Annotated in this window: 19 protein-coding genes; 9 read left to right on the forward strand and 10 right to left on the reverse strand. The window is 68.4% G+C overall.

What is annotated here, in order from left to right:
• Window positions 1–58: 58 nt before the first annotated feature.
• Both FIV50_RS02095 and FIV50_RS02100 read left to right on the forward strand, forming a co-directional pair.
• Complete coding sequence (locus FIV50_RS02095) at window positions 59–649, forward strand: TetR/AcrR family transcriptional regulator (protein ID WP_140035983.1); 591 nt, start codon at window positions 59–61, stop codon at window positions 647–649.
• A gap of 21 nt (window positions 650–670) precedes the next feature.
• Window positions 671–3,892 carry an efflux RND transporter permease subunit gene (locus tag FIV50_RS02100; RefSeq protein WP_140035984.1) on the forward strand — a complete coding sequence of 1,074 codons (3,222 nt, stop codon included), beginning with the start codon at window positions 671–673 and terminating at the stop codon, window positions 3,890–3,892.
• Between the two features lie 112 nt (window positions 3,893–4,004).
• Here the strand turns inward: FIV50_RS02100 and FIV50_RS02105 are convergent, their stop codons facing one another.
• Window positions 4,005–4,901 (reverse strand): aldose 1-epimerase family protein, encoded by an 897-nt coding sequence (locus tag FIV50_RS02105; RefSeq protein WP_140035985.1) that lies wholly within the window; start codon window positions 4,899–4,901, stop codon window positions 4,005–4,007.
• 292 nt (window positions 4,902–5,193) lie between these two features.
• Here FIV50_RS02105 and FIV50_RS02110 point away from each other — a divergent pair, with 292 nt between their 5' ends.
• Window positions 5,194–7,479, forward strand: coding sequence for a DEAD/DEAH box helicase (locus tag FIV50_RS02110; protein ID WP_140035986.1), 2,286 nt, complete (start codon window positions 5,194–5,196; stop codon window positions 7,477–7,479).
• A 291-nt stretch (window positions 7,480–7,770) separates the two neighbouring features.
• Here the strand turns inward: FIV50_RS02110 and FIV50_RS02115 are convergent, their stop codons facing one another.
• Together FIV50_RS02115 and FIV50_RS17840 are read right to left on the reverse strand one after the other, a co-directional pair.
• The gene (locus tag FIV50_RS02115; RefSeq protein ID WP_140035987.1) at window positions 7,771–8,310 is read right to left on the reverse strand and encodes a YaeQ family protein; all 540 of its coding nucleotides are present in this window, start codon (window positions 8,308–8,310) and stop codon (window positions 7,771–7,773) included.
• A gap of 63 nt (window positions 8,311–8,373) precedes the next feature.
• Window positions 8,374–10,467, reverse strand: a complete 2,094-nt coding sequence (locus FIV50_RS17840; RefSeq protein ID WP_258184371.1) for an intein-containing Rv2578c family radical SAM protein — start codon at window positions 10,465–10,467, stop codon at window positions 8,374–8,376.
• Window positions 10,468–10,550: 83 nt separating this feature from the next.
• Between FIV50_RS17840 and FIV50_RS02130 the strand changes: the two genes are divergently transcribed.
• The 4 genes from FIV50_RS02130 to FIV50_RS02145 all read left to right on the forward strand — a co-directional run bounded on the left by FIV50_RS02130 (window position 10,551) and on the right by FIV50_RS02145 (window position 13,650).
• Window positions 10,551–11,486, forward strand: a complete 936-nt coding sequence (locus FIV50_RS02130; protein WP_140035988.1) for a M15 family metallopeptidase — start codon at window positions 10,551–10,553, stop codon at window positions 11,484–11,486.
• A gap of 162 nt (window positions 11,487–11,648) precedes the next feature.
• Window positions 11,649–12,812, forward strand: coding sequence for an acyl-CoA dehydrogenase family protein (locus FIV50_RS02135; RefSeq protein WP_140035989.1), 1,164 nt, complete (start codon window positions 11,649–11,651; stop codon window positions 12,810–12,812).
• 248 nt (window positions 12,813–13,060) lie between these two features.
• Window positions 13,061–13,282 (forward strand): ribbon-helix-helix domain-containing protein, encoded by a 222-nt coding sequence (locus FIV50_RS02140; RefSeq protein WP_140035990.1) that lies wholly within the window; start codon window positions 13,061–13,063, stop codon window positions 13,280–13,282.
• On the forward strand, window positions 13,279–13,650 hold the full coding sequence (locus tag FIV50_RS02145; RefSeq protein WP_140035991.1) for a type II toxin-antitoxin system PemK/MazF family toxin: 372 nt from the start codon (window positions 13,279–13,281) through the stop codon (window positions 13,648–13,650). The genes FIV50_RS02140 and FIV50_RS02145 overlap by 4 nt, the downstream gene beginning before the upstream one ends.
• Window positions 13,651–13,811: 161 nt before the next feature.
• On the opposite strand, the gene FIV50_RS02150 is transcribed toward FIV50_RS02145, so the two are convergent.
• From FIV50_RS02150 to FIV50_RS02170, 5 genes are all read right to left on the reverse strand, one after another.
• Window positions 13,812–14,384 carry an ECF transporter S component gene (locus FIV50_RS02150; protein WP_140035992.1) on the reverse strand — a complete coding sequence of 191 codons (573 nt, stop codon included), beginning with the start codon at window positions 14,382–14,384 and terminating at the stop codon, window positions 13,812–13,814.
• 116 nt (window positions 14,385–14,500) lie between these two features.
• A complete protein-coding gene (locus FIV50_RS02155; RefSeq protein WP_140035993.1) occupies window positions 14,501–15,376 on the reverse strand; it encodes a siderophore-interacting protein in 876 nt (291 codons plus the stop codon).
• An 11-nt stretch (window positions 15,377–15,387) separates the two neighbouring features.
• Window positions 15,388–16,206 (reverse strand): energy-coupling factor transporter transmembrane component T, encoded by an 819-nt coding sequence (locus tag FIV50_RS02160; protein ID WP_140035994.1) that lies wholly within the window; start codon window positions 16,204–16,206, stop codon window positions 15,388–15,390.
• The gene (locus FIV50_RS02165) at window positions 16,203–17,963 is read right to left on the reverse strand and encodes an ABC transporter ATP-binding protein (RefSeq protein WP_140035995.1); all 1,761 of its coding nucleotides are present in this window, start codon (window positions 17,961–17,963) and stop codon (window positions 16,203–16,205) included. The genes FIV50_RS02160 and FIV50_RS02165 overlap by 4 nt, the downstream gene beginning before the upstream one ends.
• Before the next feature lie 82 nt (window positions 17,964–18,045).
• Window positions 18,046–18,588, reverse strand: coding sequence for an ECF transporter S component (locus FIV50_RS02170; RefSeq protein ID WP_140035996.1), 543 nt, complete (start codon window positions 18,586–18,588; stop codon window positions 18,046–18,048).
• Between the two features lie 166 nt (window positions 18,589–18,754).
• Here FIV50_RS02170 and FIV50_RS02175 point away from each other — a divergent pair, with 166 nt between their 5' ends.
• The gene (locus tag FIV50_RS02175; protein WP_181164302.1) at window positions 18,755–21,787 is read left to right on the forward strand and encodes a S8 family peptidase; all 3,033 of its coding nucleotides are present in this window, start codon (window positions 18,755–18,757) and stop codon (window positions 21,785–21,787) included.
• Window positions 21,788–21,844: 57 nt separating this feature from the next.
• On the opposite strand, the gene FIV50_RS02180 is transcribed toward FIV50_RS02175, so the two are convergent.
• Window positions 21,845–22,804 carry a pirin family protein gene (locus tag FIV50_RS02180; protein WP_140035998.1) on the reverse strand — a complete coding sequence of 320 codons (960 nt, stop codon included), beginning with the start codon at window positions 22,802–22,804 and terminating at the stop codon, window positions 21,845–21,847.
• A gap of 63 nt (window positions 22,805–22,867) precedes the next feature.
• On the opposite strand from FIV50_RS02180, the gene FIV50_RS02185 reads away from it, so the two are divergent.
• Entirely contained in the window at window positions 22,868–23,245 is a 378-nt protein-coding gene (locus tag FIV50_RS02185) for a hypothetical protein (RefSeq protein WP_140035999.1), read from the forward strand.
• A 27-nt stretch (window positions 23,246–23,272) separates the two neighbouring features.
• Here FIV50_RS02185 and FIV50_RS02190 read toward each other — a convergent pair whose 3' ends face one another.
• Window positions 23,273–23,590, reverse strand: coding sequence for a GNAT family N-acetyltransferase (locus FIV50_RS02190; RefSeq protein WP_140036000.1), 318 nt, complete (start codon window positions 23,588–23,590; stop codon window positions 23,273–23,275).
• Window positions 23,591–23,666 lie beyond the last annotated feature (76 nt).

The following is a 23,666-nucleotide window of genomic DNA, read 5'->3' on the forward strand; positions in this document are numbered from 1 at the left end:
TGCAGAATGTACAAACGTACATGTACGCCCGTACAGGGGTGATCGCTGGGGGTCCGGAATGAGCGATGGCACGCGCCGCCGCCGTGACCCTGAAGCGCGCCGTCTCGAGATCGTCACCGCCGCCGCAGAGCTGATCGTCGAGATCGGTGTCGACGCATTGACGCACCGCAAGGTCGCAGCGCGAGCCGGGGTGCCCCTCGGCTCGACGACCCAGTACTTCGCCACCCTCGACGACCTGCGCGAAGCGGCGATCGGGGCGCTGGCCGCCGAGATCGAAGCGCGCATCGACGCGACCCGGCGAGCCGTGGTCATCGAGGGAGTGACGCCGGAAGGACTCGCTCGCCTGGTGCGCCGAGGGCTCGACGACGCCCGCGCTGTGCAGGCCGACCGAGCCGTCGTCACCGCCGCCGTGCACGACCCGCGTGTCCGTCAGTTCGCCCGACTGTGGTCGGACGAGATCGTCGGCTTCATCGCCCCCGTTCACGGAGTCGACAGAGCCAGGGCCGCAGCCGTCTTCATCGACGGCGTACTCTGGCACTCTCAGATCCACGACGAGCCGCTCGACGAAGAGCTCATCCGCGACGCCCTCGCCGGGATCCTCACTCCTCAGGCGTCGAACCCCGCACCCGCCGCCGCAGCATCCGCCTGATCAGCAGAGAGAGAATCCGCCTTGTCGAACCTCGCCGTCCTGAGTCTCAAGAACCGCGCACTGATCGCGTTGATCACGATCGTCGCCGCCGTGTTCGGTGGACTCGCTCTGACGAACCTCAAGCAGGAGCTCATCCCGTCGCTCGAGCTGCCCAACCTGATGGTCATGACGACCTACCCCGGCGCCTCGCCCGAGGTCGTCGAGAACGACGTCTCGACGCCGATCGAGTCGGCGATCCAGGGTGTTCCCGGCCTCGAGGGCACGACGGCCACGAGCACCACGAACGCCTCGATCGTGCAGGCGACCTTCGCCTACGGCACGAATCTCGCGACCGCGGAGCAGAAGATCCAGCAGGCGATCAACCGCATCTCGGGTGAGCTTCCCGAAGACATCAGCCCCCAGGTGCTGGCGGTGTCGATCGACGACTTCCCGGTGATCCAGGTCGCCGTCACGGGGTTCGATGACGCCGAGAACGCGCAGGCGGAACTCACGAGCGTCGCGATCCCGGAGCTCGAGGACGTCGACGGCGTCAACGCCGCGCAGCTCATCGGTGGCGTCGGCCAGCGCATCACGATCACGCCCGACGTCGCGAAGCTCGCGGCAGCCGGTCAGAGCACGCAGGCCATCACCACGGCCCTGCAGCAGAACGGCACGCTGTTCCCCGGCGGCGACATCACCGAGAACGGTCAGACGCTCACGGTGCAGACCGGTGCGAAGATCACCTCGGTCGAAGAGCTCGCCGCGCTGCCGCTCGTCGGCACGAACGAGACGATCGGCGACGTCGCCACCGTCGTGCAGAAGACCGATCCGATCTCGTCGATCTCGCGCGTCGACGGCGAAGACGCCCTCTCGATCTCGATCACCAAGCTGCCGGCCGCCAACACCGTCGAGGTCTCGCAGGGGGTCATCGCGGCGCTCGACACCATCGGCGAGGCGTTCCCCGACGCCGAGTTCACCATCATCTTCGACCAGGCGCCGTTCATCCAGCAGTCGATCGAGACCCTGGCGACCGAGGGAATGCTCGGGCTCGTCTTCGCGGTGATCGTCATCCTGGTCTTCCTGCTGTCGATCCGTTCGACGCTGGTGACGGCGATCTCGATCCCGACCAGCGTGCTCATCACCTTCATCGGCCTGCAGGCGTTCGGCTACTCGCTCAACATCCTCACCCTCGGTGCGCTCACGATCGCGATCGGCCGCGTGGTCGACGACTCGATCGTCGTGATCGAGAACATCAAGAGGCACTACGTCGGCGATGCCGACAAGGGCGATGCGATCCGCCTCGCCGTGCGCGAGGTGGCGATGGCGGTGACATCGTCGACCATCACCACGGTCGCGGTGTTCCTGCCGATCGTCTTCGTCGGCGACATGGTCGGCGAGCTGTTCCGCCCGTTCGCCGTGACCGTGTCGATCGCCATGGTCGCCTCGCTGCTCGTGTCGCTGACCATCGTGCCGGTGCTCGCCTACTGGTTCCTGCGCCCAGGCAAGCCGCTGCTCGACGAGAACGGTGTGCAGATCGACCCGGAGCACCCGGATGCACCGCTGACGCCGCTGCAGCGCGCCTACCGTCCGATCCTCGGCTGGACGCTGAAGCACTCGGGCGTGACCGTGATCCTCGCGGTCGTCGTGCTGGGTGCCACGCTGGCGGCGGCGCCGCTGATGAAGATCAACTTCCTCAGCGACTCCGGTCAGAACACGATGACCGTCACTCAGGACCTCGGACCCACCGCGAGCCTGGAGACCAAGTCGGAGGCGGCGATCGCCGTCGAGGATGCGCTGCTCGACATCGACGGCGTCACCCACGTGCAGGCCTCGATCGGCTCGAGCGGCTCCGCGCTGCGCGATGCGTTCTCGGGCGGCGCCGGAGTCACGTACTCGGTGCTCACCGACGGCGACGCCGACCAGGAGAAGCTGCGCGCCGCCGTGCAGGACGCGATCGAAGACCTCACGGACGTCGGCGAGGTGACCGTCGCATCGTCGGCCGGATTCGGATCGAGCGACATCGAGATCACGGTGTCGGCGTCGAACTCCGACGACCTGCAGGCCGCGACGACTTCCGTGGTCGACGAGCTCGACGGACGAGAGGGCATCGGACAGGTCACCGACAACCTCGCGGCCGCTCTGCCGTACCTCGCCGTGGTCGTCGACCGCGACGCCGCGGCGCAGCGCGGGCTGTCGGAGGTGGCCGTCGGGTCCATCGTCTCGAACACGATGCGCCCGCAGCAGGTCGGGACGGTCGAGATCGACGACACCGCGCTGACCATCTACCTCGCGTCGTCCGAGCCGCCCACGACCGCGCAGGCCCTGCGCGAGCTGGCCATTCCGAGCGCGCTCGGTGTCGTGCAGCTGCAGGACATCGCCACGGTCGAGGAGCGCAACGGCCCGACCTCGATCACCACCGAGCAGGGACGCCGCACCGCGACGATCACCGTGCCCCCGGCATCCGACAACCTCGCTGTGGCGACCCAATCGGTCACCGAGGCGCTCGCCGCGGTCGACCTGCCCGACGGCGCATCGGCCGAGGTCGGCGGTGTCGCCTCGCAGCAGGCCGACTCGTTCTCGCAGCTCGGTCTCGCGATGCTCGCGGCGATCCTGATCGTCTACGTCGTGATGGTCGCGACCTTCAAGTCGCTGCGGCAGCCGCTGCTGCTGCTCGTCTCGGTGCCGTTCGCGGCGACCGGCGCGATCCTGCTGCAGATCATCACGGGCGTGCCGCTCGGCGTCGCATCGCTCATCGGTGTGCTGATGCTCATCGGCATCGTGGTGACCAACGCGATCGTGCTGATCGACCTCGTGAATCAGTATCGCGAGAAGGGTCTGTCGACGATCGATGCCGTGCGGGCCGGCGGCGAGAAGCGTCTGCGGCCGATCCTGATGACGGCTCTCGCGACGATCCTCGCCCTGACGCCGATGGCGCTCGGCATCACCGGACACGGCGGGTTCATCTCGCAGCCGCTCGCGATCGTCGTGATCGGTGGGCTGCTGTCGTCGACCGTGCTGACGCTGATCGTGCTGCCGACGCTGTACAACCTCGTCGAGGGTGCGAAGGAGCGGCGCCATGCCCGCAGGGCGGGTTCGGGCGATGACGGGTCTGCGCCGGCGGGCGAGGGCGAGCCTTCCGACGGGCCCGCGCCAGCGGACGGGCTGGCCCTCGCGAGTGTCTCGTCCGGCGGCACAGCTGGCGCTTCCGAGCTGCCGCACGCGAACCAGCTGACGCGACGGGAGCTTCGCGAGCGCGGCGAGTAGCCGCATCCCTCGTTCACAATTCAGCAGGACTGAGCTCGATGCCCGTCCGGGAGCGTTTCCCGGGCGGGCATCGGCGCGTTGATGCTGAGTCGTGACGCGGGGGCGAGCGAGATCAGTCGAGCGTGATGCCCCATTCGAGGGTCCAGGTCTCTCCGGGATTCAGGCGGCGCAGGCCGATCCCGCTGTTCAGGGCATCGGCGGGCGCGGTCATGGGCTCGATCGCGACGGCGAGGGACTGCCCCGGATACTTGTCGGTCGTGTAGACCTGCACGAAGTCGAATCCCGCACCCTGCCAGAGGGTGAGCCGGCGCCCGTCCGGTGCGGTGAGCGAGTGCCGCACGAGTCCGTCGGCGTCGCGTTCGAGGCCGGTGAATCCCGTGTCGAGGGTGAGGTCTCCGAGGCGCACGCCGTCGCGCAGCGCAGCATCCGCCGGGTGGGTGCCCGTCGGCAGCATCCGCTCGTCGGTGGTGACGGCGGTCTGTGCCGGCACGCGCAGCACCAGTTCGTGCGGATCGACATCGCCGATCGTGACGAACGGATGCGTCCCGAGTGCAACCGGTGCGGCCGTGGCGGAGCGGTTGGTCAGCGCGTGCGTCACGTCGATCCCGTCGGCGCGCAGAACGTAGGTGACGCTCGTCTCGACCAGATACGGGTAGCCCGTCTGGGGGAAGATCGTCGCACTCAGCGTCGTCCCTGAGGCGGTCTCGGAGAAGTCGTAGGCCGTGAACCGCAGCAGTCCGTGGCTCGCATTCGTGAACTTCGGCTCCGTGATGGCGAGCTGCCGCTCGGTGCCATCGTCGTTCCAGAGTCCGTCCCTGACTCGATTCGGCCAGGGTACGAGCACCACGCCCGAGCACGAGGGCGTCGGCGAGTCGAGCGGATACGGAGCGATCAGGTCGACGGAGCCGATGCGAAGGGAGCGGAGCGAGGCGCCGACCTGCGCGATCTGAGCGCTGACGTCGCCGAGCTGGAGGTGCACCTGTGTGCCGGTGAGGGATGCGGAGTTCACTCCGCAATCGTATGGCGACCCGCGTCGGCCATGGGACTGGGGACTCTTTCAGGTGCGACCGCTACACTTGATGCGTCGGCTTCGGACACCCGCGCAGTGCGCGGACGTTTTTGTGTAAGAAGTGTGAGTCCAGGGGCCGATGGTGAGCGTCGCTCGACGCTAATCAACCATCACATGAATGGCCCCGGCCGCTGACAGTCCGGAAACCCCGCGTGGTCGTATCCGATCGCGCGCAGGGTACCGCGCGTGTGCGCGACGCCGTTCTCGTGGCGAGAACTCAGAAGGACACCCCATGCCCAAGAACAAGAAGCCCCGCGGCGGACGCCCCGCCGCCAACTTCGAGCCGCGTTACGGCGCGAACAAGACGTCGTTCCACGACCGCCACAACGGTGGCCGTGACGGCGCGCGCGACACCCGCGATTCCCGTGATGCTCGCGGCGGACGCGCGGATGCCGGTGAGCGGCGCACCCCGGCGGCCGGATTCGACCGTCGCCCCGGCAGCCGCAGCGTCGGCCACCGCGGCTACCGCCCGGCCGAAGAGGGTGGCGCGCCCAAGCAGCGCTGGTCGTCGCAGGAGCGCGCGGGTCGCGACGAGTCGCGCGGCATCCGCAACCGTGCCGAGTCGGGTCGCCGCGAGGCGCCGCACAACCGCGACGACCGTCCTCGCTACAACGACCGCTCCTCCACGGGCTTCGACCGCCCGCGCCGCGATGACCGTGGCGGCCAGCGTCCGACCGGTCCCGGCACGTACCGCGATGAGCGCACCGGCCAGCGTGACGACCGTTCTCGCCGTGACGACCGCGGTGCCGGCACGCAGCGCCAGGGCTTCCGCGACAACGATCACCGCGATGGCGGACGCCCGGGTCGTGACGACCGCCGTGACCAGCGTTCCGGTGGCTTCCGCGACGACCGCGGTGGTCAGCGCTTCACCCGCGACGACCGTCCTGCGCGTTCGGGTGACCGCACCGAGCGTCCGCGCTTCGACCGCGCAGCATCCGAGCGTCCGCGCTTCGACCGTGATGACCGTCCTCGTCGTGACGACCGTGGCGCGGGCCCGCGTCGTGATGACCGTGGCGGCGCCGAGCGCTCCGAGCGCTCGTACGACGCCGACCGTGCGCGTCGTGCCTTCGACCGTGACCGCACTCAGCGGTCGATCGAGGGTGGCCGCGACGAGCGTTCGCGTCCCTCGACCGGTGGCGCGTACCGCACCGATCGTCCCCGCCCGCTGACGTCGGACACCCGCGGGCGGCCGTCGCGCAACGAGCGACCCAGCCGCAACGACTGGAACGCCACATCGAGCGCGGCACCCGGCAAGAAGTTCGAGCCGACCGACGACGTCGTACACGAGCGCCTCGAGGCGAAGTCCGTGGCGGCCGTCGAGGTCGACGGTGTGACCTTCGGCGACCTCGGTCTCGGTTCCAACATCGTCGAGACACTCGTCGGCATGGGAGCGGCGACGCCGTTCCCGATCCAGGCCGCCAGCATCCCGGCAGTGCTCAAGGGTCGCGACGTCCTCGCCCGAGGCCGCACCGGCTCGGGCAAGACCATCGCCTTCGGTGCTCCGCTCGTCGAGCGCGTGCTGCAGTCGCAGGCAGGCAAGCGTCGTGAATTCGGCCGCAAGCCCCGCGCGATCATCCTCGCTCCGACGCGCGAGCTCGCGCTGCAGATCGACGGCACGATCCAGCCGATCGCCCGCAGCGTCGGCCTCTTCACCACGCAGATCTACGGTGGTGTGCCGCAGGGTCGCCAGGTGGGTGCGCTCAAGAAGGGCGTCGACATCGTCATCGGAACGCCCGGTCGTATCGAGGACCTCATCAACCAGGGCAAGCTCGACCTCTCGGACTGCCGCATCGCGGTGCTCGACGAGGCCGACCACATGTGCGAGCTCGGATTCGTCGAGCCCGTTCAGCGCATCCTGCGTCACACTGCCGACGGCAGTCAGAAGCTCCTCTTCTCGGCCACGCTCGACCGTGAGGTCGCAGCTCTCGTCGACGAGTTCCTCGTCGACCCGGCCGTCTACGAGGTCGCCGGTGAAGACCAGGAATCGAGCACCATCGAGCACCGCGTGCTCGTGATCGAGCACCGCGACAAGGCCGACATCCTCACGTCGCTCGTCGACCGCGACGGCAAGACCCTCGTCTTCGCCCGCACCCGCGCCTACGCCGACATGCTCGCCGAGCAGTTCGACGACGCCGGCATCCCCGCGGTCTCGCTGCACGGTGACCTCAACCAGGCCAAGCGCACGCGCAACCTCGAGCGTCTGACGTCGGGTCGAGTGAACGTGCTCGTCGCCACCGACGTCGCCGCCCGCGGCATCCACGTCGATGACATCGATCTGGTCGTCCAGGCCGATGCGCCCGACGAGTACAAGACGTACCTGCACCGCTCGGGTCGCACCGGCCGCGCGGGTCGTTCGGGTCGCGTCGTCACGCTGATCACGCGTCAGCGCCAGCGTCGCATGACCGAGCTGCTGCAGCGCGCCGAGATCGACGCGCCGTTCGAGAACGCTCGTCTGAACGACGACCTGATCGAGGAGATCGCCGGTCGCATGCCGACCGCGTCAGACCTCACGGCCTGATCCGTCACTTTCGAAGGCCCCGACCCTCCTGCATCCGCGGGGGCGGGGCCTTCGCCATGTGAAGGGTGCGAGGCGCTGCGCCTGGGGAGGAAAACTGCGCCTCAGGAGGAGCATTTCGGGCTTTTGGTCCTCCCGAGGCGCAGTTCTCCTCCCGAGAGGCGCTGAAGAGTCCTGGGAGGCGCTGAAGAGTCCTGGGAGGCGCTGAAGAGCGCCGAGAGCACGTCAAGAGTCCCTTGAGGTGCTCGAGAGTGCGCGAAGGCGGCAGTCGGATGCCGCGCGGCGGCGCTCCCGTCAGGTCAGCGCGTGCTCGTGGATCGCCGTCGTCAGCGTCGTGCCGTTGAGGTCGAGGTAGAGCACCTGCTCGGTGATGGTGAGGGTCATGGTGTTGCGCCGCTCGATGAGCGGTGCGGCGGAGTCGATGAAGCCCGGGTCGAAGCTGAAGACCCGGATGGCCTCTGAGCGGTGGATGCGCTTGTCTGCCCAGGGAGCCATGACCTTCGCCGGGTCGCGGTGCGTGTAGACGACGGTGCGCTCGGCCAGTCGGCTGCCGTAGTGCAGGCGTTCGGCGTCGGGTGCTCCGATCTCGATCCAGGCCGTGATCTGGCCCGTGAGGTCGCGCACGAGGACGGCCGGCTCGTCGGTCTGCGAGATGCCGCCACCGAACGTGATGCCCTCGGCGAACTCGAGGCCGTACGCGAGCACGCGGGTGAGCATGTACTCATCGGTCTCCGAGGGATGCCGCGCCGCACGCAGCGAGAAGTCGTCGTACACACCGCGATCCATGTCGGCGAGTTGGACTTCGAACGTGTGCATGGTGGAGCCGATAGCCATAACGACCGAGCCTACGCGCCCTGGTCGCCGCGCTCGACCGCTGCGCCCCCAGAAGCGCTGACCTCAGAACAGCATCGGCTGCGCGGGGGCGGGGGTCGGCGTGAATGCGGGTGCCGGGCGGCCGTGCGGTGCGGACGCCCGGATGCCGCGCACCGGGTAGTCGTCTTCGTGCTGGCCGTCGAGGCCGTGCAGTCTGATCAGCGGTCGTGCCCGCTTGGCGAGCCATTGCCGATAGCCCTTGGGCGCCTCGGCTGAGACGCCCGGATACAGACCCCGATATGACGAGACGAGGTCGGGACGGAACTCGCCGAGCCACTGCATGAACCAGGGCTTCACGCCAGCACGCAGGTGGAGAGCGCCGTAGATGACGCGATTCGCACCCGCCTCCTTGATGCGACGCAGGGCCGTGTCGATCGCCTCGACCGAGTCGGTCATGTGCGGCATGATCGGCATCAGGAACACGGTCACCCGGAATCCCGCATCCCGCAGTGCGCGCACCGTGTCGAGTCGTGCCTGGGTCGTCGGCGTGCCCGGTTCGATCGCCTTCTGCAGCTCGTCGTCGTACATCGCGATCGACATCTGGATGTCGACGGGCACGCGCTGCGCCGCCTTCACCAGCAGGGGGATGTCGCGTCTGATCAGCGTGCCCTTGGTGAGGATCGACATCGGGGTGCCCGACGCGGCCAGGGCCTCGATGATCCCCGGCATGAGCTTGTAGCGGCCCTCGGCGCGCTGATACGGATCGGTGTTCGTCCCCAGAGCGACGGTCTCGTGCTCCCAACTGCCTTTGCGCAGCTCTCGCTCCAGCACTTCGACGACGTTGACCTTCACGACGATCTGCGAGTCGAAGTCCGAGCCCCCGTCGAGATCGAGGTACTCGTGCGTACCCCGAGCGAAGCAGTTGTGGCTGATGACGCCGTTGGCGACGAAGTCTCCTGTGCCGGTCGTGATGTCGAGGAGGTCCTGCTTGCCCGGGAGTTGGGCGATGCCGACGACCTTCAGGTCGGCGACGCTCTTCACCGCAGTCCCCTCGATGGAGAGCTTGCGAGTGATCGCCGGCGAACAGATCGCGAAGAATCGTTGGCGGCTAGGAAGCCCGCCGACGACCCTGACCGTTCGCACCCCGTTCGGGCGTGCCCCTTCGACGAGGTGGGGTATATGGAACTCGCGCATGCCACGCTCGATCAGCGTGATGATGTCCGCGTCCTTGTTCGAAATCCGCAGGACGCCACGGGAGCAGCTGCCCTCCGCATCGAAGATCCCGGCAAGGAATCCCGCGAACCAGTCAGGTTCCGGTGCTTCGGGAGTCTTCACCAGGGATTCGATCGTCTCGACGTGACGCCTGGCGGCCGTGTGAATCGCGTCCGCAGCACTGCGCGTGTCGCTGGCGACCGCGAAGGGGCGAGTTCTCGTCGGCACCCCCTCCTCCTCGAGGAACCGACGAGTCCTGTCGAGAGCCTCCCGGTCGATGAGCGCGAGACGGAAACTGTGGATCTCGCGTGTTCTGGTCTCGCTCGCGTACGTGCCGTGGAAGATCATGCCGTCGCCGCGAATCATGCCCGAGAGATAGCCGCGGCGATACCCGGTCGAGAGCACATCGACTGACGCCCCGGCGGTTCCGACCCCGAATCCCATGAGCCGATTGTTGGTCGTGAGATGCGGACGTTGCCCGGAATCGGCATCCGACACATGCTTCCAGCCGCGCTCCGTCAAGAAGCGGTGATCTCCACTCGCGACGAGTTCCGTCCCGTCGGCGAGCGTGACTCTGTGTGCACGCTTCCGCGTCGACCATTTCGCCTTGATGGTCGTGCGAACGTAGCGTCGATAGCTGCCCTGTCGCTCGGTTCCGATGATCTCATCGCCGATCTCGAGTGAACTCAGAGGGCGCTGACGCCCGTCCGCGCAGAGGATCAGAGTGTCCGGCGATAGGCAGTACACACACGCATGACTGCAACCGCGGTAGGGGTTGATGGTCCACGCGAACGGCATGCGCGATGCGCCGGGAACATGGTTGAGCGCGGACTTCGACAGCACCTCATGGAAGGTCATGCCCGCGAAGTCGGGAGTGGTCACCGTGCGGAGCACACCGGTGCGCTCTTCGAGGCCGGGCAGCGCTGCGGCATCGACGTCGCCGAGTTTCTGTCCTTGCCACCGCATATCGACCATTCGAACATAGATACGATACAAGGTCAACCCGGAGTGGGACTTCTGTTCGATCGGACTTAAGGGACAATGGGAGCATGTCCTTCCCGCCGCAGCCTCAGCATGCGGCACAGCGCTCCCCGATCCGCGGACCCGCATTGCCCATCGGTCTCGCGGTCACCACGATCGGCATCCTGCTGTCGATCGCGGGCGCGCCCATCGCCACTTCGGTGCCCGCCGAGATGGCGATGCCGGAGCCGCTGGCGGTGCAGGAGGTGCCGGCGGTCGAGGTCGGCGCGACCACGGCGGCCGACCCGTGCTCAGAGCCGAGCGTGCTCGAGGCGATCGCGGTCGCCGACGATTCGGCGATCATCGCCGGCTTCGGCGGCGGCGAGAGCTTCCGTGCCGCCGTCGTCGCGGGCAATGCGCCCTGCATCGCGCTCGATGACCCCGCCCATGTCTGGGTGGTCGTGAACAAGGCGCGTCCGCTCGTGCCGGTCTCTTTCGCTCCGTCTTCGCTCGCCGACCTCCCGGTGCAGATGACGACTCGCTCCGGGCAGGCCCGGACAGATGTCGCTGCGGCGGTCGGAGAGATGGCCGACGCTGCGGCCGCCGAGGGGGCGGGGCGCATCGGCGCGAACAACGGCTACCGGTCGTACGACCTTCAGGTCGCGACTCACGCCGCGCATGTGCGCAACAGCGGCCAGGCGGGGGCGGATGCCTCGTCGGCGCGCGCCGGACACAGCGAGCACCAGACCGGGCTCGCCCTCGATCTCGTGGCCTGCGACTCGTCGTGCGGAGCCATCGAGGCGTTCGGCGCGACCGTGCAGGGCGAGTGGATCGCGGCGAACGCCTGGGAGTACGGCTTCATCGTCCGCTACGAGCAGGTCGGTTCGGGCATCACCGGGTACAAGCCCGAGCCGTGGCATCTGCGCTACCTCGGCCGTGAGCTCGCGGCCGCGTACCACCAGGGCGGATACCACACGCTGGAGGAGTTCTTCGGGCTCCCCGCTGCTCCCGATTACGCGCACTGACCGCAGAGCGACGGTCTCGAAACGGCCGGATTGCGGCATCCGACAATGGCGGTACCCAGTCCCACGGTTTGTGGGATGCATTCTCACAACGGGCTGTCGTGGTGTCGGCGACCCGGCATAGAATCGCCGGAGCAATGACGCACGAACGTTCGGGAGGACGCCATGGAACGCGACATCTACGAAGAGGATCACGAGGCATTCCGCGACCTCGTCAAGGACTTCGTCAAGCGCCACGTGAACAACGAGGCCATCGAACGCTGGGACGCCGCGGGTGAGATCGACCGGGCGACCATGCTGGCGGCCGGCGAGGCGGGCCTGATCGGTCTGTCCGTGCCCGAGGAGTTCGGCGGCGCCGGCATGCTGCAGGACTACCGATTCCGCACCATCGTGATGGAGGAGGTCATCGCGTCGGGCGCAGGTTCGCTGGCGGGTGCCTTCGGCATCCAGGACGATCTGGCGGTGCCGTACCTCGTGCACATGGGCACGCAGGAGCAGAAGGAGAAGTGGCTGCCCCGCATGGCCACCGGTGAGGTTCTGGGCGCGCTCGCCATGACCGACCCCGGCGCCGGCTCGGACCTGCGCGGCATCAAGACCAACGCCAAGAAGGTCGAGGGCGGCTACATCCTCAACGGCGCCAAGACGTTCATCTCCTCCGGCTCGACGGCCGACGTCGTCGTGACCTTCGTCAAGACCGGCGAGGGCAATCGCCCCGACGCGTTTAGCCTGCTGCTCGTGGAGAAGGGCATGGAGGGCTTCGACCAGGGCAAGAAGCTCAGCAAGATGGGCTTTCACGGCTGGGACACGGCAGAGCTCAGCTTCACCGACGTGTTCATCCCCGACGAGAACCTGATCAGCGGCAAGGAGGGTCAGGGCTTCATCCAGCTGATGCTGAATCTGCCGCTCGAGCGTCTGTCGATCGGTGTGGCCGCGGCCGCAGCCGCCCAGGCGGCGCTCGACTGGACCGTCGCGTACACGAAGGACCGTGAGGCATTCGGCGAGCGCATCGCCGACTTCCAGAACACCCGCTTCCGTCTCGCCGACATGGCGGCGACCACCGATGCGATGTGGGCCTACATCGACCGCGCGCTGCTCGCCTACAAGAACAGCACGCTCACCGCCGAGGACGCCGCGAAGGTCAAGTTCTGGGCGACCGAGCGCGAGTGGGAGGTGCTCGACATCGGCGTGCAGCTGCACGGCGGCTACGGCTACATCATGGAGTACCCGATCGCGCGGGCCTTCACCGATGCCCGTGTGCACCGCATCTACGGCGGCACGAACGAGATCATGCGCGACCTCGTCGGTCGTCAGATCGTCGGCAAGCGCTGACGCATCGCAGGTTCGAAGGGCCCCGGATGCCGGCATCCGGGGCCTTTCGCGTGCGCGGCGGGTCTGTGCCTAGTGGATCGTCCTCACCGGGCACGGATTCGGACGGCAGGCGCGACGCGCCGGAGCCGGATGTCGGATCACGGCAGGCCGAACGCCGGGATCCGAATCTGTGCTCGGTAGACATCCGGCCGGAGCTGGCGGGCGGTCGAAGAGTGGTAAGAAGGATGCTACTCGAGTAGCATCTCACCATGACGAACGCCAAAGTGAGTCTGAGTCTGAGCGAAGGAGATATCGCGTTCCTCGACCTGGAGACACTGAGCGGTAGGTACGCCTCTCGCTCGGCCGCGGTCCAGGATGCTGTTCGGCTCCTGCGCGAGAGTCGACTCGCCGATGCTTATGCAGAAGCCTTCGCCGACGGGTACGACGACGAGTGGGACGCCGCTGACACCGATGGGCTCGCGTCCGCATGACGGATCCATCCATCCCCCTCTTGCGACGGGGGCAGATCGTCCTCGTGTCCTTCGATCCGGTGATCGGATCCGAAACGAGCAAGACCAGACCGGCGGTGCTCGTGAGCAACAACGCCGCGAACGCTGTGGCCATGCGGTCACCGCGCGCAACCGTGACCGTCGTGCCCGTCACGTCCAACATCGTCCGGCTATGGCCGTTCCAGGTGCTTCTACCCGCCGATGCGACCGGTCTCGCGCAGGATTCGAAGGCGCAGGCGGAGCAGGTGCGCACCGTCGCCGTCACCAGGATCGTGCGCCCGATCGGCTGGGTGCCGGCCGATCTCGTCGCCGCGATCGATGATGCCCTTCGACTGCATCTCTCGCTCTGAGGCTCGAGCGCGTTCAGCTCGAGGTGTAGAGAGCGGAACCCGGGCGCGGGCACAGCTTCGGAGCGCAGCCGGCGACGCGCCGTCGCAGGGGCGATCGCTCAGCGTGGCATCGCCCGACTCCGAAGTTGTGCGCGGGAGCGGGGAGGTAGGCGGTCGCGACGTCAGCGCGGCAGGCGTGCTCCGACGCCGGCCCTCCGCAGCCGGTCGGCGATCAGGATGCCGAGGGCGGTGGCTCCGAGGCAGCTGGCGAGGGTGACGGCGAAGAACGTGATCTGCAAGGGGAGCTCGAAGCTGCCGAGGTTGAACGACGCCCACGCGAGCACCGGGTAGACGACGCCGACGATCGCGGCGCCGAGGTAGTGCAGCCAGGTTCCCCAGTAGCGCCACAGCACGAAGAGGAACGGCAGTTCGGTGAACGCCGCCCACCACAGGTTGGTGGCCACGCTGCTGAAGCCGTATCCCGAGAACGGCACGATGACGAGCCCTGTCAGCAGGCCCACCAGCAGACCCACGAGGGGGCGGCGCAGCAGGCGCAGGGCGATGACCGAGGGAAGCAGCCACAGACCGGCCAACCCGACGCTGACGAAGGGGAGACCCGGGAAGAGGACCGTCGAGATCCAGTTCGCCGGGGCCAGCAGCGCCGCACCGGCGACGCCCAGCGCGGCACACGTCAGGAGGATCGCCGTCGGGACGCGGAAGCGCGAGCGTCGGCCGGTGCGGGGTCGATTCTGCATCTCAGGCGGCGACTTCCGGTGTGTTTCTGATCCCGCCTCGGGCGTCCGGTGCGTTTCTGACCCCGCCTCGGTCCCCTGACCCGTGTTCGGCTTCGGCTCCGCAGCATCCGTCCCGCTCATGAGAGGGGCTCCGCTGCCGCGTCGCGGGCTGCCTTCGACGTGGGCGACGCCGCGCCGATCTTCCAGTATCCGCAGAAGCTGACCGCGTTCTTGTCGACACCGCGCTCGCCGACGAGATGCTTGCGGGCGCCGGAGGCCAGGGACTGCTCGCCGGCCGCATAGGCGTGGAACGGCGCCTCGGGCAGTGTCAGTTCGCGCAATCGGGCGAGGGCGAAAGACCCCGGGTCGAACTCGTGCGGGCGCACGAGCCAGACGATGTCCACACCCGACGGATGCGAGAAGTCCAGCGCATCCTCCTGGGACGGCACCTCGATGATCGCCGTGCCTGCGGCGTGCGCGGGGAGCGAGGCGCAGATCGAGGCGATCGCGGGCAGCGCCGTCTCATCGCCGACCAGCACGACGCGATCCGTTCCGCGCTGCGGGTTGAACGTCAGCCCCTCGTCGATGATCAGCACGTGCTCGCCGGGCGTGCAGGTCTCCGCCCATCGCGACGCGGGGCCGGCAGTGCCGTCGGCCGCCGACCCGTGCAGCACGAAGTCGACGTCGATCTCGGCACCCGACTCGTCGGTCGCCGGGCGATACTCGCGCACGCTGTAGTTGCGCATGACGGGTCGCTCGCCGTCGGGGATGCGCAGGAACTTGAGATACCCGAACATCTTGTTCGCCTTCGCGGGAACACGGTCGAGGCCGGCGTCGCCGCCGATCGGCAGGAACAGGCGGAACCACTGATCGAAGCCCATCGGACGGAACTCCTCGACCTCGCCTCCCCCGAGAGTGACCCTCATCCAGTGCTCGGAGAGGCGCTCGGTGCGCAGCACGCTGAGATGGATGAGCTCGGCAGACTCGGGCTTGACCAGTTTGCTGTATGCCATGCGGGCGCCTTTCAGGGCAGCTGCCAGGGGAAGAAGAGCACGAAGATCGCGGCGGATGCGGCGATCGAGACGACGATGAAGACGGTGTCGCGCGTGCGGAACGGTACGAGGTGGCGTTCGGTGCGCGTCGTGTGGGCGCCGAAGGCGCGGGAGTCCATCGCGAGAGCGACGCGTTCGGCGTGACGGATCGCTCCGGCGAGCAGCGGCACGATGTAGCCCCAGCCTCGGGCGATGCGCGCGAACGGACCGCTGCCGCCGTGATGGCCACGCACCCGATGCGCGGCGCGGATCACTGAGAGCTCGTGGCCGAAGCGCGGCACGAACCGGAAGGCGGCGAGGGCCGTGTAGCCGATCCGGTAGGGCACCCGCAGCTGCTGCACGCTGGCGCGCACGAGGTCGGGGCCGGTGGTGGTCAGGCCGCCGATGAGCGCCAGGGCGACGATCGAGCCGAGGCGCAGAGCCGTGGCGAAGCCGATCTCGAGAGCGCCCTGATACAGCGTCCAGGAGCCGATCTGCAGCGCGGCACGGGTGTCATCGACGAGCGATGCATCGACCCACAGCGAGAACCCGACTCCGATCGCGAGCATGCCGACCGGCAGCGCGACGAACAGCAGCGCGGCGGTTCGCCACGTCACGCGGGAGCCTGCGACGATCAGCGCGAGAGACAGCACAAGAAAGACGGCGGGTGTGGCGAGGTCGCGCACGAAGATCAGCAGCACCATGGCCGGGGCGACTCCGACGACCTTCGCCAGCGGGTTGAGCGCGTACAGGAACTGACGAGGAGAGGATGCCGAGACGGCGGCGTACGGGTCGAAGGCGCGCGCGCTCATGCGATCGCCTGCCCCGCGTCGGCCAGCACGCGCTGCAGTGTCGGGAGTCGGAGTCCGGCCTCGACGAACGGAGACTCATCGCGGAAGAGCACGTCGGTGCGATCGGCGGCGTGCACTCGACCGTCCCTGAGGATCACGGTGTGCGAAGTGTGCTCGGCGACGAGCTGGAGGTCATGGGTCACGATGACGATCGTCGTTCCCTCAGCGCGCAGGTCACGCAGCAGGGCGAGGAGCTCGGAGGCCCGCGCGCGATCCTGACCGAAGGTCGGCTCGTCGAGCGCGAGCACCTTCGGGCGGGTGATCAGGGCCGTGCCGACCGAAAGGCGGCGCTTCTCTCCGCCCGACAGCAGGAACGGGTGCACATCGGCTTTGGCTTCGAGTCCGAAGCGGGAGAGCATGGCATCGACGCGCTCGCGCGTCTCGGCATCCGGCGTGTGCCGCAGCCGAAGCCCGTGTGCCAGCTCGTCGAACACCGTGTGCGCGATGAACTGGTGCTCGGGGTTCTGGAACACGAACCCGATGCGGCTCGCGAGCTCGCGGGGCGACGCCGAGCCGGGGTCGATGCCGTCGACCGTCACCTGCCGCTTCGGCGGCGGCACGACTCCGGCGAGTGACTGCAGCAGGGTGGTCTTGCCGGCACCGTTCGTGCCGATGATCGCCGTGAGGGTTCCCGGCTCGATGTCGAGATCGATGCCGTGCAGGATCTCGGTGCGGTGGCGGCGCACGGTGAGGCCGCGCGCGCTGATGATCGGGGCGGTCGTCGGTCGCGAGGGTGCATCCGCCTGCAGGACGGACGCACGGATGCCGGATGAGACAGCGGTTTCTGATCCTGCATCCGTGCCCTGGTCCTGCAGACGGGACACGGCGGGAGTCGTGGACGCCGTGAGCGTGGCAGGGGTAGCGGCCCCAGCGAGTGCCGTGGCGAGCTCTGCGGGCGTGAGCGGCAGCTCGTCGAAGTGCGTCCCGGCATCCTGCATCCGCAGTGCCGCCAGAGTCGCCCCGGGGAGCCAGACCCCCATGGCCATGAGTTCGGCGGCGTGCGTGCGGATGATCTCTGCCGCCGGGCCGTCGAACGCCACGCGACCCGCGCGGTCGAGCACGATCGTGCGGGTGACGAAGCCCATCGCCGCGTCGAGGTTGTGCTCGACGAGCAGGATGGCTCGATCGCCGGCCGCGATCACATCGGTCAGTGCGGCGTAGACATCGTCGATGCCCTGCGGGTCGAGGTTCGCCGTCGGCTCGTCGAGCACGATCAGGGGCGACCCCATGGCCAGAGCGCACGCGATCGCGAGGCGCTGCCGCCCGCCGCCCGACAGTCGGTCGGGATTCTCGTCTCGGCGCTCCCAGAGACCGACGCGACCGAGCGCATCCGCAGTCCTGGCGCGCACCTCGTCGAGCGGGAGCAGCAGGTTCTCGGGGCCGAATGCGACCTCGTCGTAGACGGTGCCGGTGACGATCTGCGCATCCGGGTCCTGGAAGACCATTGCGACATGGGTGCTCAACGATGCGGTGTCGGCGTCGGCCGTGCTGACGCCGCCGGCGTGGACCGACCCCGTCATGGTCGCCGGCACGGCATGCGGGATGAGCCCGTTGAGCGCGAGAGTGAGCGTCGACTTGCCCGAACCCGAGGGGCCGAGGAGCAGCACGACCTCGCCGGGTTCGATGTCGAAGGTGACGCGCTCGGGAGAGGGGCGCACAGCATCGGCGTGGGTGATCGAGAGGTCACGCACGCTGAGAAGGGGCGCGGATGAGCGCACGGCATAACCCCGGTTTCGGCGATCGGTACCGTTCTAACTTAGCTGAGCCTTACCTGAATCACCACGCGTCGGATGCGGTGGATCAGCGCCGTGCGACGCCCGCGCGACTCAGCGACGAACCGATCGCGAGCCCGGCTGCCGTCCACGCGATCGGACCGAGCACAGCGATCACCAGGTAGGCGATCTGCAGCCACGGAGCGAAGGCTCCGAGGTCGACCGCGAAGAACACCACGACTGCGACGATCACCCCAATCACGCCGGCCGAGATGAAGAAGCGCCAGGGCCCCCACGAGCGGTAGCGGGTGAGCGCGGCGATGCCCTCCTGGATCGCGCCGAACAGCAGCGCGGTGCCGATGAAGCGCAGCGTCCAGGCCGGGTTGAACGCGCTCGAGATGAAGGCGGCGATGACGTGCGTGATGAGGGCCACGAACGGTCGGCGCAGCACCTCCTGGGCGATGATGCCCGGCAGGACGTGCGAGCCGAGGACGAGGCCGTAGAGGTACGGAGTGACCACGATGACGACCGGCGTGATGAGGCCGGCGATCCCTCCGAGAATGCCTGTGGCGACGCCGATCGCCGCGCAGACCAGCAGCACGCGGGTCGTCAGGACGGGGGAGGGGGCCACTCCTCCAGCCTACTGTCGACCATTGGCGACTCGACTGGCCGTTCGGCCAGTAATAATCCCCGACTCTGGTGTGTGGACGGAAGCCGGGCGTAGCTTGAACGGCGGTGCGGTAACGCAGTCGCACCGTGATCATCGGGAGAAGCGCATGGGTCGAACACCCCTCCGGATGGCAGCGGCCACAACCCTGGCAACGCTGTTCATCGCATCGACGGCAACCGCCGGCTACGCGAGCACGGAGGAGGTGAATCACCCCACCCCGGTCGAAGGCACGCCCGGTCACTACATCGTCGTGCTGAAGTCCGATCCACTCGCGAGCTACACCGGCGACGTCGACGGCCTCGAGGCGACGAAGCCCGCCGAGGGCGAGCAGCTCGAGCGGCAGTCGCAGGACTCGCAGCGCTATGTCGAGCATCTCGAGTCCGAGCAGCAGACGATCGCGCAAGAGGTCGGCATCACCCCTGAGAACACCTACCAGGTGGTGCTCAACGGCTTCAGCGCCGACCTGTCGGGAGAGCAGGTCGACAAGCTCCGGGCATCGAAGGACGTCTACGGCGTCTACCCGGACTTCATCCGGCACCCCGACGCGCAGACCGCGACGGACTTCCTCGGTCTCGGCGATGACAAGAAGGGCCGCGGCGGCGTCTGGCAGCAGACCGGCGGCGTCGACAAGGCGGGCGAGGGCGTGGTCGTGGGTGTCATCGACACCGGCATCGCCCCCGAGCACCCGTCGTTCGACGGCAAGAAGCTCAAGAAGCAGCCCAAGAACGACAAGCGTCACAAGGGAAGCCAGCCGTACACCGACGGCACTTTCGTCTACTTCGACAAGTCGGACGGCGGTCAGTTCCAGGGCACGATGGTCGAGGCCCAGGAGTGGGACAAGGGCGACTACTCGTCGAAGCTCATCGGAGCCCAGTACTTCTACACCGGCGCCGAGGCGGCCGGATTCGACTTCCAGTACGACTACCTGTCGCCGCGTGACGGCGACGGCCACGGGTCGCACACCGCGAGCACGGCGGCCGGCAACTTCGGCGTGAAGGCCTCGATCGAGGACGTCGACTTCGGCAAGGTCTCGGGTGTCGCACCAGGTGCCAAGGTCGCGGCCTACAAGGCCTGCTACGTCGGACCCGACGAGGCGGTCACGACCGACGACATCTGCGCGGGCAGCGACCTGATCGCAGCGATCGACCAGGCCGTCGCCGACGGGGTCGACGTGATCAACTACTCGATCGGCGGCGGCGCGGCATCCACCGTCCTCGCCCCCGAGGACATCGCGTTCTTCAACGCGGCAGCAGCGGGCGTCTTCGTGGCGACCAGCGCCGGCAACGACGGCCCCGACTCCGTCACGGCCGATCACGCGTCGCCGTGGTACACCACGGTCGCCGCCTCGACGATCCCCACGTGGGAGGGTACCGTGCAGTTCGACGGCTTCGCCCAGGCGGGCGCGTCGGTGAGCGTGCCGTTCGGCACGACGGTCACCGGGCCGTCGATCTACGCGGGCGACGCGCCGGCCGCAGGTCAGGCTGCCGCCGATGCGGCTCTGTGCCTTCCCGGCACGCTCGATGCGGCGAAGGTCACGGGGCACATCGTGGTCTGTGACCGAGGCGGCAACGCTCGCGCCGAGAAGTCGCAGGTCGTGAAGGATGCCGGTGGCATGGGCGTCGTTCTCGTGAACGTGCCCGGTGCCGCCGACTCGCTCGACAACGACTTCCACGCCGTGCCGACCGTGCACCTCGCGTCGGTGCACCGCGCGGCGGTGCTCGCCTACGTGCAGGGCGGCGTCGACCGTCCGATCACGCTCGTGGGCGAGAACACGACCGGAGTGGTGACGCCCGTGCCGCAGATCGCCGGATTCTCGAGCCGCGGCCCGATGCTGGCAGACGGCAGCGACATCATGAAGCCCGACATCGCCGCCCCCGGAGTCGCGATCCTCGCAGCCACGCAGAACGCTCCGGGCGAGAAGCCGACCTTCGGCATCCTGTCGGGCACGTCGATGGCCTCTCCGCAGATCGCCGGTCTCGCAGCGCTCTATCTCAGCGAGCGGCCCAACGCCAAGCCCGCCGAGATCAAGTCCGCGATGATGACCACCGCGTACGACACGGTGAACCCCGACGGCTCTGCCAACAAGGACCCGTTCCAGCAGGGCGCAGGTCAGGTCGACCCGAAGCGCATGCTCAACCCGGGTCTGCTCTATCTGAACGACGTGCCCGACTGGGTGGCGTTCCTCGAGGGCAAGGGCCTGGCCGACTTCCCCGGAGAGCCGATCGACGGCAGCGACCTCAACGTCGCGTCGATCTCGATCGGGTCGCTCGCGAGCGCGCAGACGGTCACCCGCACGGTCACCGCGACCGAGAAGGGCACGTTCACGGCATCCGTCGATCTGCCCGGCGTGAACGCGACGGTGCAGCCGTCGACGCTGAAGTTCGACAAGCCGGGTCAGACCGCGACCTACACGGTCACGTTCGACAACCAGAGCGCGCCGGTCGAGCAGTGGGCGACCGGATCGCTCACCTGGACGAGCAAGAAGAACACGGTGCGGTCGCCGATCGCGGTGTTCCCGGTCACGGCGGATGCTCCGGCCGAGGTCGAGGGCACGGGAGTCGACGGTGCGACCACGGTCGACATCACTCCCGGCGTCGACGGCGCTCTCGCGCTCGGGGTGTCGGGCCTGACTCCGTTCACGCTGCTGGAGGACCCGGACGGCCGTGTCGTCGGGCACTCGGGTGACGAGGCATCGGGCGACGCGAACAAGGACGTGTCGTGGATCGTCGACGTGCCGGAGGGCACCACGCTCTCGCACTTCGACCTCGACTCGTCGGATGACACGGGCAGCGACCTCGACCTCACGGTCTATCGGGTCGTGAGCCCTGACGACCTGCGCTACTACGAGCGCTGGCAGTCGGCGACGGGCTCGGCCGACGAGCAGGTCACGTTGCCGGCTCCGACGGCGGGCACCTACCTGGTGGTCGCGAACGTCTACTCGACCTCGGCTCCGCTGACGTGGGACATGACCTACGCCAACGTGCAGCCCGAGGGCGAGGGCGCGTTCACGGCGACCCCGAACCCGATCGAGGCCGTGCGCGGCCAGGCGACGAGCTACGAGCTCAGCTGGACCGGCCTCACCGCCGGCACCCGCTATCTCGGACTCGTGCAGTACGGAGAATCCGCCGTGCGCACGATCGTGACGGTCGACGCGCAGTAGCGGTCACCGACGACGCCCCGCGTTCTCCGGAGCGCGGGGCGTCGTCGTGCGGCAGCGTCAGATCTTGCGACCGCGGGGCATCAGCCGCACGTCGGGCAGGGGAGGCGCGGGGATGCGCACGTCGTGTCCCTCGACGACGCCGAAGCGATCGGATGCCGCCTCCCACTCGGTGCGCGCCTCGACGATCTCTTCGTGATCACGACCGGCGAAGTTCCACCACATGACGATCTCGTCGGCGAAGGGTTCGCCGCCGATGAGGAAGAGCAGCGCACCCTGCACGCTCGACACCTCGACGGCATCCCTCGAATCGCCGAGGTAGAGCATGTCGTTCAGTGCGACGTCGTGCGTCGCCACCACAGCATCGCCCTCGACGAGCAGCAGGGCGTGCTCCCACTCGGGTCGCAGCGGCAGTCGGATGCTCGTGCCGGCGCGCACTGCGATCTCGGCACCGACGATGGGGGTGTGCACGGTGGCCGGCGAGGCGACGCCGGCGAACTCGCCGAGCACGACGGTGGCCGCGGCCGCAGTGCCCTCGTCGGCCTGAAGCGCGACCTGGGGCAGATCGGTGTGGCGCTCGAACCCACCCGGTCCCTGGCGTGCGCCGTCGGGCAGCACGACCCAGAGCTGCAGGGCGTCGAGGGGAATGGGGTCTTCGCCGATCGAGTACTCGGAGTGCGAGATGCCGTTTCCGGCGGTCATCAGGTTGAGCTGCCCGCGCCGCAGGTCGGCGTCGCTGCCGAGCGAGTCACGATGGCGGATCTCGCCGACCAGCGGCCAGGTCACGGTCTGGAGTCCGATGTGCGGGTGCGGCTCGACGCGCATGCGGGTGTCGGCGGGGCCGAACCGGTCGAGGAAGCACCAGGCGCCGATCGTCGGCAGATTGCGGTGCGGCAGCACGCGCAGCACGCTCATGCCGCGCACCCCGCCGAGGGGGACCTCGCGCGGTTCGAGGACGATGCGGCGCTCGCCGATTCGGGGCGCGGCCCCGTCGACCTGGCCGGACGCGGTCTCCGTCATCGGATTCTCCTTCGCGTGGGTGCGTCTGCACTCGGGAGCGCGAGAGACTCATAAGCTCGGCGGATGATCGCTCGACGCACTCCCATTATCCTGCTCACCCTCGGCGCATCGGTCGCCCTGCTGTCCGGCTGTGCCTCGGGCGGGGATGCCGGCTTCTGCGGCCCGCTGCTCGAGGACTCGCAGACGTCGGCAGCCGCCTTCGCACCGGTGATCCCGGGGATGAACACCGAGGGGGATGTCGCAATGAGGCTCGCGCTCATGGACAAGGTCGAACCGACCGCGGAACTGGCCGACGACCTCGAGGCATGGAAGGGCTATCTGACGGTGGCGGCGGATTCGATCACCGACGACCCCACCGCGCTCATCGACGCGTACGACGACGACGTCAAGGCGTCAGGCGAAGCTCTGTCCGACTATTACTCGGGCACCTGCCTGCAGTAGTCCGGCCTCGGCGGGGTCCGACCCGAGTCACGCCTCGGCCGGTGCAGTCCCCGGCCGCTTCGGCCAGCGGATCTCCGCGCCGGTGATCTCGTGCGTCGTCAGGTACTTCGCGATGTACGGGCACAGCGGCACGATCGCGTCGCCGGATGCGGCAGCATCCGTGAGCGCCTTCTCGGCGAGGATGCCGGCGAGACCCTGCCCCTGGAACGCGGGGTCGATCTCGGTGTGGATGAAGCGGATGGCGCCGGGGCGCAGTTCGAACTCGGCGTAGCCGGCGAGCGTGTCATCCGAGCGGATCTCGTAGCGGGATTCTGCGTCGTCGCGGGTGACGGTGATGTCGGTCATCGGAATCTCCTTCGGGCGTCTGCGTCAAACCTACGCCCGCTGAGTCGTGGAGGGGCGGGCCGAAGTCGGCGGGGGT

This window comes from Microbacterium foliorum, assembly GCF_006385575.1.
Classification (GTDB): Bacteria; Actinomycetota; Actinomycetes; order Actinomycetales; family Microbacteriaceae; genus Microbacterium; species Microbacterium foliorum_B.